Genomic DNA, 16,093 nt, shown 5'->3' with positions numbered 1-16,093 from the left:
AAAGCTAGGCGAACAACCGCACCGTGCAGAGGTGCATGAAAAGGGAAGCAAAAAATCGTCTGGGCCCAGCTTTGAAAGCATGGCGGGCGATGTGCACAGTGGAGGACAGGACTGGCATCCCTCTGCCGGGATGCGCTATCGGCTCGCAAGGAGCTAGATGGGCATCAGTCGCCAAAGGCGTGACGCACTGTAACACGTTCGTGTGGCAGGCCCAGACCGACTCCACCTCAGACCCACCGCGCAATGGCCGCGGCCACCATGCTCAACAGCAGTGTGCTGGTCAGGGGAATGAACCATTCGCGCCCAAACAGACGAAACCGGAAGTCGCCCGGCAAGCGGCCAAAACCCAGCTTTTCCAGCCACTTTTGCAAGCCACTGAAAATGATCAGGGCCAAAAACACGACGATGAGCCAGCGCAACACAGCTTGCCTGAATGCCGTTTACAGGCGGTGCGAACGGTCGCCTCGGGCAAAGCCCTGAGCCGCCCAATCGGACGCTGTGGCGAACCCCAGCACTTTGAACAACTCGCCCATTTCATGCTCGTTGATGAGGCGCTGGGCTTGGCTGCGCTCAGCCAAGCTGGCGGCGGCCATGCGCTCGGCCAGCCCCAGGTTCAACAAAAACCAAGCTTGGCTGGCATATCCCAAGACATTCAGCCCCGCGTTTTGCCCTGCCAAGGCGACCCCCGTAAAGTTGACATGGGCTGTGATGTCTTTATGGCCCACCGCCACCAAGGGGTTGTCGTCGGCTTGGTGCAGTTGGTGGCACATCACGGTGCCCATGTGGCGCTGGGGGTGAAAGTACTCGGCCTCAGGGAAACCGTAATCCAGAAAAAACGCCGCTCCACCCCGCCCAGCCTGCAAACGCTCGGCCAAGCTGGTGATGAAAGCTTCGGCTTGGGGGTGGATTTCGGTCAAATAGTCGTGCTCGCCGTCGATGTCCAAAGGCGGGCGCAGATCGGTCAAGCGATCTTGCCAAGCGAATTGCTCACCCGCGCTGATGATGCCACGCTCATGCCAGACGCCTTGCGTGCGCTGCAGGAGCTGCACCGGCATGGCGTCGAGCACTTCGTTGCCCACCACCACGCCCTCAATGGCATCGGGCCAAGCGTCGAGCCAGCGCACTTTGTCGGCGTGTTTCAACAAGGTGTCGGCTTGGCGCGCTCGCAAGCTACCCGACAAATCGATGATGGTGTAACGGCGCACCGCATCGCCCAAGCTGTCCAGCAGTTGCAGGGCTAAGGCACCGGTGCCCGCACCAAACTCCCAAACTTCATCGGTAGCTGTGGCCTGCAGCGCCTGGCGCACCTGCATGGCCAGGGTTTGGCCAAACAAGGGGGACATGCCCGGCGCGGTCACAAAATCGCTGCCCGAAGCGGGCATGGCGCCGAACTTTTGCAGGGCGTTGGCGTAGTACCCCAAGCCCGGCTCATACAAAGCCATGGCCATGAAACGGTCAAAACCGATCCAGCCACCGGCTTGGGCAATGGCCTGGTGGATCAGCGGGGTCAATTCGGAAGGGGGATGGGGATTCGGCGAGCTCACGCGGTGATTGTCGCCGAAGGTGTACGGGGGTTTGCCAGGTTGCCGGGGGCCTCATCCATGGCTTGCCCGATAATTCAGCCCTTTGTCACCTCGGATGTTCCTGCGCAGAGCCATCTGCCCAGCCCCCTTCATGAAACAAGTTCTGGTCACCGGAGGCGCTCACCGCCTGGGCGCAGAGATCGTTCGCCAATTTGCTGCGGCGGGTTGGCGCGTGTGGTGCCACTACCAACGCTCGGCCGATGCGGCCAAGGCGCTGCAGGCTGAACTGCAAGCTGCAGGAGGCCACGTGGAATGCGTGCAAGCTGATCTGGCCCAGAGCGAACAAGTCGAACAGTTGATGGCGCAGATCGCACAGAGCCACGGACCGCTGGATTGCCTGGTCAACAACGCCTCGCTCTTCGAGCCAGACGAGGGCACCCACATGGACTTGCCCGGTGCCCGTCTGCAGCTGGAAGTGAATTTGATCGCGCCCATGATTCTGGCTTCACTCATGGCCCAGCAAGCCGCGCCCAAGGCCACACCCGGCCAGCGCAGCGTGGTCCACATCCTGGACCAGAAGGTGTTCAACCTGAATCCGGACTATTTTTCGTACACCGTGTCCAAACTGGCGCTGGAACGCGCTGTGGCCCTGCAGGCGCAAGCCTTGGCGCCCTTGCGGGTGTGCGGCGTGGCCCCGGGCCTGATGTTTTTGAGCGGCCCGCAAACCCAAGAGAACTTTGATCGCGCCAGCCGCGTGAACCTGCTGCGCGAGCCAATCGACCCGGCACAGGTGGCGGCGACTTGCGTTTTTCTGGCGCAAAACCCCTGCATCACCGGCACCACGGTGTGCGTGGACAACGGCCAGCACTTGGTGCCTTTGGCGCGAGACGTGATGTTTTTGGCCGACCCGAAAGGCGTTGCATGAGCGACCTGATGACCGATTTGGCGCTGAACTGCCGCCGCCTGTTTTTGCGCAACCACACGGTGGACGTGCGCATCGGCGCGCACGACTTTGAAAAGCTCGGCCCCCAGCGCATCGTCTTCAATGTCGAGCTGTTTGTGCCCTACAGCGCATCGACCCCTGCCCAGGACGACCTGGCCGAGGTGGTGGACTACGACTTCATCCGCGAGGTGATTGCCCGCCGCGTGGCCCAGGGCCACATCGTGTTGCAAGAGACTTTGTGCGACGACCTGATGCGCGAGCTGATCGCCCACCCGCAAGTGCAGGCGGTGCGCCTGTCGAGCTGCAAACCCGATGTGTACCCGGACTGCGAAGCGGTTGGGGTTGAAATTTTTCAGACCAAAAGCCCGACATGAAAACCCCTGCCGGACATCAAACCCTGGAGCTGACCGGTTTGCGCTTTGACGCCAACCTGGGCATCCTGGAACACGAAAAAACCGACCCACAACCGATTCAGGTGGACGCCGAGCTGAACCTGGGCACGCAACCCCTGCTGCCCAGCGACGACGACATCCACTCGGTGCTGGATTACCGCAAAGTGCGCAAGATCATCATCGATGAATGCACGGCTGAGCACATCAACCTGCTGGAAACGCTGATCGGCAAAGTCTCGAACCGCCTGATGCAATTGCCCGGCGTGCTGGGCGTGCGCGTCAAGATTGCCAAACTTGAAATTTTTGAAGACTGCGAAGTGGCCATTCGCATGGAAACCGGACAGTGGTGAACCTTATGAACACAGACACAGAAGCCGACAACGCCTGGGTACAAGCACAAGCTGAATCAGAGGCCGCCAAAACCATCAAGATCGAGCGCGAAACCCACAAGCTCGAAAAACGCCTTTGCCGCCAAATGGGTCAGGCCATCAGTGACTTCAATCTGATCGAAGCAGGCGACCGCATCATGGTCTGCATGTCGGGCGGCAAAGACAGCTACGGCATGCTGGACATCCTGCTCAAGATGAAGGCCCGCGCCCCGGTCGACTTCGAGCTGGTCGCGGTCAACCTGGACCAAAAGCAGCCGGGCTTCCCTGAGCACATCCTGCCTGCATACCTCAAAGAGCTGGGCGTGGAGTTCCACATCGAGACGCAAGACACGTATTCGATCGTGAAGGACAAGATCCCCGAAGGCAAGACCATGTGCAGCCTGTGCTCGCGTCTGCGCCGGGGCATTTTGTACCGCGTGGCGCGTGAGTTGAAGTGCAACAAGCTGGCGCTCGGCCACCACCGCGACGACATGCTACAGACCTTCTTTTTGAACATGTTTTTTGGCGGCAAGCTCAAGGGCATGCCCCCGAAGCTGGTCAGTGATAACGGCGAGTTCATGGTGATCCGCCCACTGGCCTATGTGGCCGAATCCGACCTGATCCGTTGGGCAGCGCACCGACAGTTCCCCATCATTCCGTGCACTCTGTGTGGCAGCCAAGAAAACCTGCAACGTCTGCAAGTGGGCAACATGCTGCGCGAGTGGCAAAAGAAGCACCCTGGTCGGATTGAAAACATGTTCTCAGCTTTGCAAAATGTGGTGCCCTCGCATTTGATGGACGCCAAACTGCACGGCTTCAAGGACCTGAAAATCACGGGCATCGAATCGGATGACGGCGACAAGGCTTTTGACGAAGAAGAGTTCAAGGAATCCTCCTTGCCGGGCATCCAGGTCATCTCAATGTGAACCCTCAGGAGAGCATCTTCATGAACACGATCGTTCGGCGTTTTTTGTTGGCCTTGGCCACAGCGGCCTTGGGTCTGCTGTCGGGATGTGCGTCCATGCGCCTGATCGACAGCGATGTGGTTTCATTGGCAGCGGTGCCGCCCGGCATGAGCTTGCAAGGCGCCACCTACCGGTTTGAACGTTTGCCTTCCCAGGCCAACAACCCCGAAGCGGGCCTGGCCGAACAACAAGCCCAAGCCGCTATGACCGCCGTGGGCTTGGTGCGTGACGATGCGGGGGCCCAACTGAGTGTGATGGTGGGCTTCAGCGGCAACAGTTACTTGGCCGACCCTTGGGGCCGACCTCTCGGACCAGGCTGGTCGCCGCATGGCAACATCTCCATTGGTACGGGTTTTGGCGGCGGCTTCGGCTCCCACATCGGCATAGGCATGGGCATGCGCTTTCCTCCGCCCACCCATTACCGCCGCGAAGTCAGCTTGATCCTGCGTGACCTCAAATCAGGCCAAGTGGTCTACGAAACACGTGCCAGCCACGCGGGCCCGTGGAGCGACAGCGTGCCGATTTTTGCCACGCTGTTTCAAGCCGCGCTGGCCAATTTCCCCAATCCACCTGCAGGCTTACGGCGGGTCAACATCGAATTGCCGCGCTGAGCGCTTCAGCCCCATGAACGTCACCCGGATTTTGGCGATTCGCCACGGAGAAACCGCTTGGAACGTGGAAACACGCCTCCAAGGCCACTTGGACATCCCTCTCAACGACACCGGGCTGCTGCAAGCCGATCGCTTGGCCCGCGCATTGACTGGACGTGAAATGGTGGACGCCATCTATGCCAGTGACCTGTCTCGGACCCACACCACGGCACAAGCGCTGGCCCATGCCATGGGACACACCGTGCGCACCCATGTGGGTTTGCGCGAGCGACATTTTGGTGTGTTCCAAGGGCACACCTTTGCGGAAGTCGAAGCCGAGTGGCCCGAGCACGCTGTGCAATGGCGCAAACGGATACCCGACTGGACACCTCCGGGCGGGGGCGAGTCGCTGCTGCGCTTGCACGAACGCATTGTGGACACCGTGAACGAGTTGGCCGCCCAACACACCGGACAGCAAATGGTGCTGGTGGCGCATGGCGGTGTACTGGACGTCTTGTACCGCGCAGCCACACGCCTCGATCTTCAAGCCCCGCGCACCTGGTCGCTCACCAACACAGCGGTCAACCGCTTGCTCTGGACACCTGAGGGCTTGTCCTTGGTGGGATGGGGTGACACATCCCACCTGGACGCACTGGCCAAAGACGAATCGTCTTTATGAACCGCTGTTCTGCAGCGCGGCGATGCGCTTTTCAATCGGCGGGTGGGTGCTGAACAACTGACCAATGCCCCCCGCAATGCCCATGGCGGCCATGGTTTTGGGCAGTTCGGCGGTGTGCACGCCGCCCAAACGGGCCAAGGCGTTGATCATGGGCTGCTTGCGGCCCATGAGCTGCGCGGCCCCCGAATCGGCGCGGAACTCACGCTGGCGGCTGAACCAGGCCACGATGATGGCGGCCACGAAGCCCAACAAAATGTCCATCACGATGGTGGTGATGTAGTAACCCATGCCGGGTCCGGTGTTCTCGCTGTCTCCTTTGCGCAGGAAACTGTCCACCGCATAACCCACCACGCGCGAAATGAAGACCACAAAGGTGTTCATGACACCCTGGATCAGCGTCATGGTCACCATGTCACCGTTGGCAATGTGCGCCACTTCGTGGGCAATAACAGCCTCGATTTCTTCGTGCGTCATGTTCTGCAGCAAACCTGTGGACACAGCGACCAAGGCCGAATCGCGGAAGGCACCGGTGGCAAATGCGTTGGGGTCACCCTCAAAGATACCGACTTCGGGCATGCCGATGCCAGACTTGTCAGCGAATTTGCGCACCGTGTCCAGGATCCAGGCTTCGTCGGCATTGGCAGGCTGGGTGATGACCTTGACACCGGATGTCCACTTGGCCATGGGCTTGCTGATGAGCAAAGAAATGATGGCGCCGCCAAAACCCATGATCAGCGCAAAACCGAGCAGTGCGCCCAAGTTCAAACCGTTGGCCGTGAGGAATCGGTTCACGCCCAGCAAGTTGGCCACAATGCCCAGCACGACCACCACGGCCAGGTTGGTCATCACAAAGAGAAAAATGCGTTTCATGTTGAGTTTCACTTTCAGCCCGAAAGACGAGGGCACGTGGGATTGAATATTAGGGTCTCAAAAACCAAATTCAAGGCAGGGCGTCGAAATCCTGATCGGCGTGTGGTTTTTCAATGGCGAATGCGCGCCGTTTGGGCCTGAAAACGCTGGGGTCAGCGTAAAAAGAAGGGTCTTCGTTGCCAGGACACCAACCGGGCAAGCCCAGCATGGGCAAAGGACTGAAGGGCTTTTGTGACAGCTTGACCTCGGTCAGATCTTGCGCCAACCAAGCATCGATGTCTTGTGGTGGCACATCCTGTGGCACACGCCACATGTGCACGGTGATCGATTTGTAGGGCTGTACCGCTTTTTCTAAGGCTGCATGGCCAAAGGCCCACACACGTGTGTGCGCCCACTCACTTCTCAAACCCACCAATGCATCAGACCATCGGTGTTCGGTCAGCGCAGCCCACAGCGCATCCGAGGGCTGGATCAACAAGGCGTTCTCATCGAACACGGTTGCGGCATCACGCACTTTACCGCGCACCTGCCCCACGCCGGCACGTGCGATTTCTTGGGCTTGCAACTGGTTCAAGCGCTGCTTGGCCAAAGGGAAATGCATCCAGCACAAGGCGTTGAAAAAGTCGTGCAAGCCTTCGCGGGTGGGCACTTGGCCGGTGGCAAAGATGAAGTCCTCGTAGGCTTGGCCTTCTGGCAAATCGTCTTGAGTAACAAAACGCACGGGCGCCAGATGCGGCATGTTCAGGGCTTGGTGCTGGGGGCAACCCTCAACAACCTGCTGGGCGATGGGTTCTCCCACAGCGCGCCAGTCGGCCAACCAAGGGGCACACCAATCGATGTCGCTCACGCCCAGCACCGAGGCGACTGTGCAGCGACTGCCTGCGCGGTTGGGATTCAGGCGCTCAACAAACGCCACGGCAGGCTCTCACCGGAGCGCAGGGGCTTGAGTTCGGCCTCGCCAAAAGCATAGCTCTCGGGCGGGGTCCAGTTTTCACGGCGCAAAGTGATGCGGTCGGTGTTACGCGGCAAGCCGTAAAAATCAGCGCCAAACAAACTGGCAAAACCCTCGAGCTTGTCCAATGCGCCGGCCTGGTCAAAGGCCTCGGCGTACATCTCAATGGCCGCGTGCGCTGTGTAGCAACCGGCGCAGCCCGTGGCGTGCTCTTTCAGATGGGCTGGGTGCGGAGCGCTGTCGGTGCCCAAGAAGAAGCGTGGGTCGCCCGAGATGGCGGCCTGCACCAGCGCCTGACGGTGCGTCTCGCGCTTGAGCACAGGCAGGCAGTAGTAATGCGGGCGAATGCCCCCCGTGAAGATGGCGTTGCGGTTGTACAGCAAATGGTGCACCGTGATGGTCGCTGCCAAGTGGCTGTCGGCTGCAGACACGTACTGCACGGCCTCGGCGGTGGTGATGTGCTCCATCACGATTTTGAGGGCCGGAAAATCCCGGCGCAAAGGCATCAAGTGCCGCTCGATGAACACCGCTTCACGGTCAAACAGGTCGATGTCGGACGTGGTGACTTCGCCATGCACCAAGAGCAATACGCCTTCACGTTGCATGGCTTCGAGCACAGGGTAAATCTTCCGCAGATCGGTCACGCCCGCGTCGCTGTTGGTCGTGGCACCGGCGGGGTACAACTTGCAAGCCACCACGCCTGCGGCTTTGGCACGGGCGATCTCTGCCGGGTCCAGGTTGTCGGTCAGGTACAGCGTCATCAGCGGCTCAAAGACCATGCCTTGGGGCACAGCGGCCAAGATGCGGTTTTTGTAGGCCAAGGCCTGCTCGGCCGTGGTCACGGGCGGCTTGAGGTTGGGCATGATGATCGCGCGGGCAAATTGCGCAGCGGTATGGGGCACCACCACGTTCAGGGCGGCGCCATCGCGCACATGCAGGTGCCAGTCGTCGGGCCGGATGAGGGAGAGTTCTTGGGTCATGGGGCGTATTGTCTCAAACCTGTCACTGGGGCTGTGGCTTTGTCCCGACTGGGTTCAGGTGAACTGGCCCGGGCGGTGCCCGAGGCGGGGTCACGGGCCGGGGCTCATACTCGGTCCGCTCGCAAAAATCGCCCCAACCCGTGACCCCACCTCTGGCGCGAAAGTTTGGGGTCAACTGGCCTCAGTGCCCCAGGATCTTGGACAGGAAATCCTGCGCCCGGTCGGTTTGCGGCGAATCAAAGAACTGCTGGGGCGGGGCTTGTTCAACCACCTGGCCTTGGTCCATGAAGATCACACGGTCGGCCACCGCCTTGGCAAAGCCCATCTCATGCGTCACGCACAGCATGGTCATGCCCTGGCTGGTCAACTCGATCATCACGTCGAGCACTTCCTTGATCATCTCGGGGTCGAGCGCCGAAGTCGGCTCATCGAACAGCATGATCTTGGGCGTCAGGCACAGCGCACGGGCAATCGCCACGCGCTGCTGCTGGCCACCGGACAACTGCAGGGGGTATTTGTGGGCGTGCTCGGCAATGCGCACACGCTCCAGTTGCACCATGGCTTTGTCGATGGCTTCCTTGCGTGGCATCTTGGCCACCCAGGTGGGTGACAAGATCAGGTTTTCCATCACCGTCAGGTGCGGGAACAGGTTGAATTGCTGGAACACCATGCCGACTTCGCGGCGCACCTGGTCGATGCCTTTGACGTCATCGCCCAACACAGTGCCGTCCACAGTGAGGGTGCCTTCCTGGTATTCCTCCAGGGCGTTGATGCATCGGATGAGGGTAGATTTGCCCGAGCCCGAGGGGCCACAAATGACCACTTTTTCGCCTTTGGCGAACTGCAGGTTGACATCGCGCAGCACGTGGTAGCCATTGCTGGCATACCACTTGTTCACGCCTTTGAATTCAATGATAGGGGTCGCGTTGGAGGTCATAGGTGTCTTTCGATCAGCGGACTTTGCTCACGGCCGTGCGTTCTTCAATCCACAGGCTGTAGCGAGACATGGCAAAGCAGAACGCGAAATAAATGAAGGTGATGAAGAGGTAGGCTTCGATCTTGAAGGGGCGCCAGTCGGCATCCGAGTTGAGCGCCAAGCCCAAAGCACCCGTGAGCTCATAGAGCGACACGATGGTCACCAGCGAGGTGTCTTTGAACAAGCCAATGAAGGTGTTCATGATGGACGGCACCACGGTGGCCAAAGCTTGGGGCAAAACGATCATGCGTTGGGTCTGCCAATACGTCAGGCCCAAAGTGGCTGCAGCCTCGGTCTGGCCTTTGGGCAAAGCCTGCAGGCCACCTCGAATCACCTCGGCCATATAAGCCGCCGAGAACAGGGTGATGCCCACCACCACGCGCACCAGCACGTCAATCTTCACGCCCTCGGGCATGAACAAAGGCAGCATGAACGAGGCCATGAACAACACGGTGATCAGCGGCACGCCGCGAATCAACTCGACATACAGGGTGCACAAAGCCTTGATGGCGGGCATGTTGGAGCGACGGCCCAGCGCCACAAAGATGGCCAGCGGGAAGGCCAGCGTCATCGAGATCACCGTGAGCATGACCGTGAGCGGAAAGCCGCCCCACTGGTCGGTGTCGACCTCGGTCAGACCCATCCAGCCACCCTTCATGAGGATGAAATAAACCACCAGCATCAGGGCCCAAATCAGGGGCAGAGCCTTGTTCCAAAAACGCGGCATGCAGCTGATGACGACCACGCCGAGCATCAAGGCTGTGGCGATCACAGGACGCCAGTGCTCGGCTTCTGGGTACCGACCCATCACGATCAAACGGCCTTTTTCGGTGATCACGCCCCAGCAGGCGCCCACGCCGCGCACGTCGTTACAAGCCTGCAAATTGGCACCGAAAACCGCTTGCACCACGGACCAGTCCATCGAAGCAGACAGGACCCACACGCCCAAAGCCAGCAACAAAACAGACAGCACAGTGTTGCCCATGCTGGAGAACAAGTTGGCCCGGAACCAGGCCAACAGACCTTCGCTGCGACCTGGCATGGGCCGCGCTTCAGAGGATTTAAAAACAGTGGTCATGTCAGCGCTCCTGGATGGCGGCACTGGCGTTGAACCAGTTCATGAGCGCCGAGGTGATGAGAGACAAGGTCAGGTACACCAACATCACGATCGACAAAGCCTCGATGGCACGGCCCGTCTGATTGAGTGTGGTGTTGGCAATCGACACCAGTTCGGGGTAGCCAATCGCCACGGCCAAAGACGAATTTTTGGTCAAGTTCAGGTACTGGCTGGTGAGCGGCGGAATGATCACGCGCAATGCCTGCGGCAAGACCACCAGACGCATGGACTGGTTTTTGGTCAAGCCCAAAGAGGCGGCGGCCTCGTGCTGTCCCAGCGACACCGAGGCGATGCCCGAACGGACCACCTCGGCAATGAAAGCTGCCGTGTAAAACACCAGGCCAAAGAGCAAGGCCATGAACTCGGGGCTGAAGGCGCCACCGTCTTCGATTTGGAAATCACCCACCTTGGGCAAATCCCACTCCGAAGGGGCCCCCCCTGCCAGCCAGCCCAACACAGACAAGCCCAGGGTCGCGGCCAAGGCCACCCACAACACGGGACGCGGCTGACCTGTTCGGTCAAAGTGGGCGCGTGCCAAGCGCCGGTAATACAGCCCGAACACCAGGCCCAAACCCGCCCCCACCAAGGCCAGTGTTTGCCCCAGTTGCCAGACGGGCCAAGGGAAAGAAATACCGTTTTTGCTCAGGTAGAAATGGCCGGCATTCCAGGCTTTGTCCAAATCAGGCAAAGCTTCTGCGAACACCAAATACCAAATCAGCAACTGCAAATAGACCGGCACGTTGCGGAAAAACTCCACAAAGGCATAACAAATTTTCTTCACCAAAAAGTTGGTCGAGAAACGGCCCACACCAATCAAGACCCCCAGCACGGTGGCCAAGGCAATACCGATGATGGCCACCTTCAAGGTGTTGAGCATGCCGATCGCAAACGCCACAAAGTAAGAGCTGTTGTGTGCGTACTCGATCACCGTCTCGCTGATGTCAAAGCCAAACGGTTGGAATAAAAAATCGTAGCCACTTTGGATACCGCGCAAACGCATGTTGGCCAGCGTGTTGCGCACCAACAAAGCCACCAGCGCAAAAGCCGACAAGATCGCCACGATTTGGTAGATGACCGAGCGCCCTTCGCGACTTTTCCACGAAATCGACCGGTTTTTCTTGTCGGGTGAGGGTCTGGCCTCGATCATTGAAAAATGGGACATGTTGGCTGCCTGAATAAAAACGGTTTGGCAAAAAATACGCCCCAAAAAGGGGCGTATTCAGAGCCTTCAAAAGAGGCAGGACATCAACGCAGCGGTGCCGAGTACAGCAAGCCGCCCTGGTTCCATTGACGGTTCATGCCACGTGGCAGGTTGATGGAGGTCTTGGGGCCCACATTGCGCTCAAAGATTTCACCGTAGTTGCCGGTGACCTTGATCGCGCGGTAGAGCCACTCTTTGTCCAGGCCCAAATGCTTGCCCAAATCTTCCGTCGCGCCGAGCAAACGACCGACTTGTGGGTTGTCGCTGGTCTTCATCTGGTCAGCATTCGCTTGGGTGATGCCGTACTCTTCGGCTTCGATCAAGCCGGCCAAGACCCACTTGTTGATGGCCAACCACTCGTCGTCACCGCGGCGAACCATCGGGCCCAGGGGCTCTTTGGAGACCAGGTCGGGCAAGATCACGTGGGCTGCAGGGTCTTTGGCTTCCTTGGCACGCACAGAGGCCAAGCCCGATGTGTCGGTGGTGTAAGCCTGGCAACGGCCAGCGAAGTAAGCGCCGGTAGCGGCTTCAACTTTTTCAAACACCACAGGCTTCAGGTTGAGCTTGTTGGCGCGCGAGTAATCGGTCAGGTTTTTCTCGGTGGTGGTGCCGGACTGCACGCAGACCGTAGCGCCCTTGAGCTGCTTGGCGCTGGTGATCTTGCCTTTGGGAACCATGAAGCCTTGGCCGTCGTAGTAGTTCACGCCGGCAAAGTGCAGGCCCAAAGAGGCGTCACGGCTGAGCGTGCTGGTGCTGTTGCGGGCCAACACATCGATCTCGCCAGACTGCAAAGCGGTGAAACGCTGCTGGGCGGTCAAGGGCACGTATTTGACCTTGGTGGCGTCGCTCAGGACAGCGGCGGCCACAGCACGGCAGTGGTCCACATCTAGACCCGACCAGTTGCCACTGGAGTCAGCGGCCGAAAAACCGGCCAAACCGGTGTTGACGCCGCAGACAATCTGGCCACGCTGCTTGATTTGGTCCAGTGTTTTACCGGCCATGGCAGATGTCGCGGCCAACAAACCGGCTGTTGCCAACACGGTACCGATCACGGTCTGTGTGTATTTTTTCATGGGTTGAATCCTCTGATGAACGTTTGAGCGGCAAATCACCACCACTTGATTAGATGCCAAATCCAGACATGGATCACCTAGGTAAGTTCCCTAGGACTTTTGATGGACAAGGGCTTCGGTTCAGGCCCGCACCCAGTTGGCGCCAGCCCATCACCTCCACACCGGTCTTTTGCACAAAGCGTGCCTGCCCAGTCAAGGGTGTGAATATAGTCAATTTTAAAACCCCTTCGCCTCAGGTTTTCCCTGAGCATCAGGCTGGAAACGCATTAACAAAAGATGAACACTCAACGAGAGGAGTGAACGGGGCCGCTGCTTTGGGTCAAATGCTGCCAAAGCAGCTGTGCGGGCCCGGGCGTGGGCGATTTGGACAAGGGCTTTTCCCGGTAAGCCCGCACCTCCATGCTGAGCGCCAAAGCTTGCCCTTCAGGCAGAGTCACCTCCACCAGCGCACCCGACTGCACTTCTTTTTTCACCGCGCTGCGGGGCAAGAAGGCCACGCCATGACCCTCCAAAGCCATCACCTTCAAGCCCTCGGCCATGTCGGTTTCGTAAACACGCTCCAAATGCACAGGGATACCGGCCTGCTTCAAAATCCAGTCGGTGATGTCCCCCAAGTAAGCCCCTGGCGCATAGCCCAAATAAGGCAAAGGCTTGGCCGCCAAACCGGGCAAGCTGAACAGCGCACGCCCATCCGGGCGAGTGGGGGAGTAAGGGGCCAAGACCTCATGGCCCAGCACCACCATGTCGTAACGTTCCGGGTCGATCTGCAAAGGCAGGGATGGGTGGTGGTAGGCGATCAGCACGTCGCACCCGCCTTCGGCCATGCGCATGGCCGCGTCGTGCACATTGAGCGCGCTCAACCGGCTTTTGATCGGACCAAAACTCTCACGCAAGGCCGCCATCCATGCCGGGAAAAAAGTAAAAGCCAAGGTGTGCGGCACAGCAAACTGAATGAAGTCTTGCCCTACGGCGTTGTGCCCCCTCAGCATGGCCCGCGTGTTTTGCAAGGCCTGCAACATCTCCAGCGCCTGCGCATACAAGGTCACGCCTGCTGGGGTGAGCTGGGTCGGGTAAGAGCTTCGGTCGACCAAGTTGGCGCCCGCCCACGCTTCCAGCGACTGAATACGGCGCGAAAACGCCGGTTGCGTGACATGGCGCAGCTGCGCCGAACGGCTGAAACTGCGGGTTTCAGCCAAGCTCACAAAATCTTCCAGCCATTTGGTTTCCATAAATGCCTCAGAGCAAACGCACCTTCACAGTCTTGCCTTTGATCTTGCCGTGCGACAGCTGCGACTCGACCTTTTTGGCCAAGGCGGCTTGCACTGCCACATAGGTCGAGAATTCGTTCACATTGATTTTGCCCACCTGCTCTCGCGTCAGGCCGCATTCGCCCGCCAGCGCGCCCATCACGTCACCAGCACGGATCTTTTCCTTGCGTCCACCCACAATTTGCAAGGTGCGCATGGGCGCTTGCAGGGGCCCTCCGGCTGCAGGCTTCAGGCCCGAGAGGGGCTCCCACTTGGATTCGCGGCCTTGCATCACCTCGATCTTGCCCACCGCACCCATCTCGTCCAAGCTGGCCAGCGTCAAGGCCAGCCCTTCAGCATCCCCCCGACCGGTGCGGCCAATGCGGTGGATGTGGATTTCCGGGTCAGGCGTCACATCCACGTTGATCACGGCTTCAAGGCCCTCCACATCCAGCCCGCGCGAAGCCACGTCGGTGGCCACCAGCACCGAGCAACTGCGGTTGGCAAACTGCACCAGCACCTGGTCGCGTTCGCGCTGCTCCAGCTCGCCAAACAACGCCAGCGCGCTGTAGCCCTGGGCCTGCAACACCGCCACCAGATCTCGGCACTGCTGCTTGGTGTTGCAAAAGGCCAGCGTACGCTCGGGGCGGAAATGCGCCAACAATTTGGACACGGCATCCAGCCGCTGGCTTTCGCTCACTTCGTAATAGATTTGTCGGATCTTGTGCGCGCTGTGCTGCGCCTCCACTTTCACGGTCTGTGGCGAACGCATGAACTGCGCGGCCAGCTTGGCAATGCCTTCGGGATAAGTGGCCGAAAACAGCAAGGTTTGGCGGTCTTTGGCGCATTGGCGCACCACTTTGGCGATGTCGTCAAAAAAGCCCATGTCCAGCATGCGATCGGCCTCGTCCAGCACCAGCGTGTTGACGCCCGCCAAACTCAAAGAGCCGCGCTCCAGGTGGTCCAGGATGCGGCCAGGTGTACCCACTACCACGGCGGCGCCGTGCTCCAAACTCAGCGTTTGGCCGCGCAGAGCCACACCGCCGCACAGGGTAACGACTTTCACGTTCTGGCGGGCACGGGCCAAGCGGCGGATTTCTTGCGTGACCTGGTCGGCCAGCTCACGCGTGGGACACAAAATCACCGATTGAATGGCGGCGCTGGGCGAGCCCGCCGTTTGCAAGCGCTCGATCAAGGGCAGGCCAAAGGCCGCGGTTTTGCCGCTGCCAGTGCTGGCCTGGGCAATCAGGTCTTGCCCCGCCAAGGTCAGCGGAAGACTGGCCGCCTGGATGGGCGTCATCTGGTTGTAGCCCAGTTGTTCCAGATTTTGAAGGGTGGCAGGGGCCAGTTTCAGCTGGGCAAAGCCCGTTGGTCTCGCGTCTTGGGGGGTTTCATTCATGGTGTGATTATCGGGGCCAAGCCTGGCCAGCCCCCGCCGACTCACTGCCCAAAGTTTTTCGGCGGCGTGACACCCAAATGCCGGAACGCTGCCAGCGTGGCGATGCGCCCGCGCGGGGTGCGCTGCAAATAACCTTGCTGGATCAAATACGGCTCGATCACGTCTTCGATGGTGTCGCGCTCTTCGCCGATGCTGGCGGCGATGTTGTCCAGCCCAACCGGGCCGCCGTCAAAGCGGTGGATCACCGCTTCCAGCAACTTGCGGTCCATCAAATCGAAGCCTTCGGGGTCGACATCCAGCATGACCAGCGCTTTTTGCGCTAAGCCTTTGTGGATGGTGCCATCGCCCTTCACATCGGCGTAGTCGCGCACCCGGCGCAGCAGTCGGTTGGCAATGCGCGGCGTCCCGCGTGAACGACGGGCGATCTCAAAGGAGCCTTCCGAGTCAATCGGTGCTTTGAGCAAACCGGCGCTGCGGGTCACGATGCGGGTCAGCTCTTCGGGGGTGTAAAACTCCAGGCGCGAGACGATGCCAAAACGGTCGCGCAACGGGTTGGTCAGCATGCCCGCGCGGGTGGTGGCCCCCACCAGGGTGAAGGGCTGCAAATCGAGTTTGATGCTGCGTGCCGCAGGTCCTTCGCCGATCATGATGTCGATCTGATAATCCTCCAGCGCGGGATAGAGGATTTCTTCGACCACAGGCGACAGGCGGTGGATCTCGTCAATGAAGAGCACATCGTTGCGCTCCAAGTTGGTGAGAAGCGCGGCCAAATCTTTGGGCTTTTCGAGCACCGGGCCACTGGTCTGGCGCAGGTTCAC

Annotated in this window: 18 protein-coding genes; 6 read left to right on the top strand and 12 right to left on the bottom strand. The window is 59.7% G+C overall.

Annotated elements, in window-relative coordinates; genetic code table 11:
- Positions 1-227: 227 nt before the first annotated feature.
- Complete coding sequence (locus ABWQ00_RS12520) at positions 228-422, bottom strand: DUF2905 domain-containing protein (protein ID WP_353239010.1); 195 nt, start codon at positions 420-422, stop codon at positions 228-230.
- Positions 423-440: 18 nt separating this feature from the next.
- Positions 441-1,511: a class I SAM-dependent methyltransferase gene (locus ABWQ00_RS12515; protein WP_353239009.1), complete on the bottom strand. Its 1,071-nt coding sequence runs from the start codon at positions 1,509-1,511 to the stop codon at positions 441-443.
- Positions 1,512-1,674: 163 nt separating this feature from the next.
- Between ABWQ00_RS12515 and ABWQ00_RS12510 the strand changes: the two genes are divergently transcribed.
- Genes ABWQ00_RS12510 through ABWQ00_RS12485 form a run of 6 tightly spaced genes read left to right on the top strand, consistent with a single transcriptional unit; the run spans position 1,675 to position 5,460 of the window.
- Positions 1,675-2,448, top strand: coding sequence for an SDR family oxidoreductase (locus ABWQ00_RS12510; RefSeq protein WP_353239008.1), 774 nt, complete (start codon positions 1,675-1,677; stop codon positions 2,446-2,448).
- Complete coding sequence (locus tag ABWQ00_RS12505; RefSeq protein WP_353239007.1) at positions 2,445-2,840, top strand: dihydroneopterin aldolase; 396 nt, start codon at positions 2,445-2,447, stop codon at positions 2,838-2,840. The genes ABWQ00_RS12510 and ABWQ00_RS12505 overlap by 4 nt, the downstream gene beginning before the upstream one ends.
- Positions 2,837-3,208, top strand: coding sequence for a dihydroneopterin aldolase (locus ABWQ00_RS12500; RefSeq protein WP_019426540.1), 372 nt, complete (start codon positions 2,837-2,839; stop codon positions 3,206-3,208). Before ABWQ00_RS12505 ends, ABWQ00_RS12500 begins: the two co-directional genes overlap by 4 nt.
- Positions 3,209-3,213: 5 nt before the next feature.
- Positions 3,214-4,152, top strand: a complete 939-nt coding sequence (gene ttcA / locus ABWQ00_RS12495) for a tRNA 2-thiocytidine(32) synthetase TtcA (RefSeq protein ID WP_353239006.1) — start codon at positions 3,214-3,216, stop codon at positions 4,150-4,152.
- 20 nt (positions 4,153-4,172) lie between these two features.
- On the top strand, positions 4,173-4,802 hold the full coding sequence (locus ABWQ00_RS12490; protein ID WP_353239005.1) for a DUF4136 domain-containing protein: 630 nt from the start codon (positions 4,173-4,175) through the stop codon (positions 4,800-4,802).
- 13 nt (positions 4,803-4,815) lie between these two features.
- Positions 4,816-5,460, top strand: coding sequence for a histidine phosphatase family protein (locus ABWQ00_RS12485; protein ID WP_353239004.1), 645 nt, complete (start codon positions 4,816-4,818; stop codon positions 5,458-5,460).
- On the opposite strand, the gene htpX is transcribed toward ABWQ00_RS12485, so the two are convergent.
- From htpX to ruvB, 10 genes are all read right to left on the bottom strand, one after another.
- Positions 5,455-6,330: a protease HtpX gene (htpX, locus tag ABWQ00_RS12480; RefSeq protein WP_353239003.1), complete on the bottom strand. Its 876-nt coding sequence runs from the start codon at positions 6,328-6,330 to the stop codon at positions 5,455-5,457. The genes ABWQ00_RS12485 and htpX overlap by 6 nt on opposite strands.
- 70 nt (positions 6,331-6,400) lie before the next feature.
- A complete protein-coding gene (locus tag ABWQ00_RS12475; RefSeq protein WP_353239040.1) occupies positions 6,401-7,177 on the bottom strand; it encodes a DUF3025 domain-containing protein in 777 nt (258 codons plus the stop codon).
- Positions 7,178-7,224: 47 nt separating this feature from the next.
- Entirely contained in the window at positions 7,225-8,262 is a 1,038-nt protein-coding gene (gene pyrC, locus ABWQ00_RS12470; protein WP_353239002.1) for a dihydroorotase, read from the bottom strand.
- 181 nt (positions 8,263-8,443) lie between these two features.
- Positions 8,444-9,199, bottom strand: a complete 756-nt coding sequence (locus tag ABWQ00_RS12465; protein ID WP_353239001.1) for an amino acid ABC transporter ATP-binding protein — start codon at positions 9,197-9,199, stop codon at positions 8,444-8,446.
- 13 nt (positions 9,200-9,212) lie between these two features.
- The gene (locus ABWQ00_RS12460) at positions 9,213-10,316 is read right to left on the bottom strand and encodes an amino acid ABC transporter permease (protein WP_353239000.1); all 1,104 of its coding nucleotides are present in this window, start codon (positions 10,314-10,316) and stop codon (positions 9,213-9,215) included.
- 1 nt (position 10,317) lies between these two features.
- Positions 10,318-11,517, bottom strand: coding sequence for an amino acid ABC transporter permease (locus tag ABWQ00_RS12455; RefSeq protein ID WP_353238999.1), 1,200 nt, complete (start codon positions 11,515-11,517; stop codon positions 10,318-10,320).
- An 83-nt stretch (positions 11,518-11,600) separates the two neighbouring features.
- Positions 11,601-12,629, bottom strand: coding sequence for an amino acid ABC transporter substrate-binding protein (locus ABWQ00_RS12450; protein ID WP_353238998.1), 1,029 nt, complete (start codon positions 12,627-12,629; stop codon positions 11,601-11,603).
- Between the two features lie 284 nt (positions 12,630-12,913).
- Positions 12,914-13,858 carry a LysR substrate-binding domain-containing protein gene (locus ABWQ00_RS12445; protein WP_353238997.1) on the bottom strand — a complete coding sequence of 315 codons (945 nt, stop codon included), beginning with the start codon at positions 13,856-13,858 and terminating at the stop codon, positions 12,914-12,916.
- 7 nt (positions 13,859-13,865) lie between these two features.
- A complete protein-coding gene (gene dbpA / locus ABWQ00_RS12440; RefSeq protein ID WP_353238996.1) occupies positions 13,866-15,275 on the bottom strand; it encodes an ATP-dependent RNA helicase DbpA in 1,410 nt (469 codons plus the stop codon).
- A 41-nt stretch (positions 15,276-15,316) separates the two neighbouring features.
- The coding region (ruvB, locus tag ABWQ00_RS12435) for a Holliday junction branch migration DNA helicase RuvB (RefSeq protein ID WP_353238995.1) at positions 15,317-16,093 on the bottom strand (777 nt) is incomplete at its 5' end.

The sequence above is a fragment of the Limnohabitans sp. genome (assembly GCF_040400975.1).
In the GTDB taxonomy this organism is placed as follows: Bacteria; Pseudomonadota; Gammaproteobacteria; order Burkholderiales; family Burkholderiaceae_C; genus Limnohabitans_A.
The sequence above is the reverse complement of the archived record's forward strand: the minus strand, read 5'-3'. Positions and strand labels throughout refer to the sequence as shown.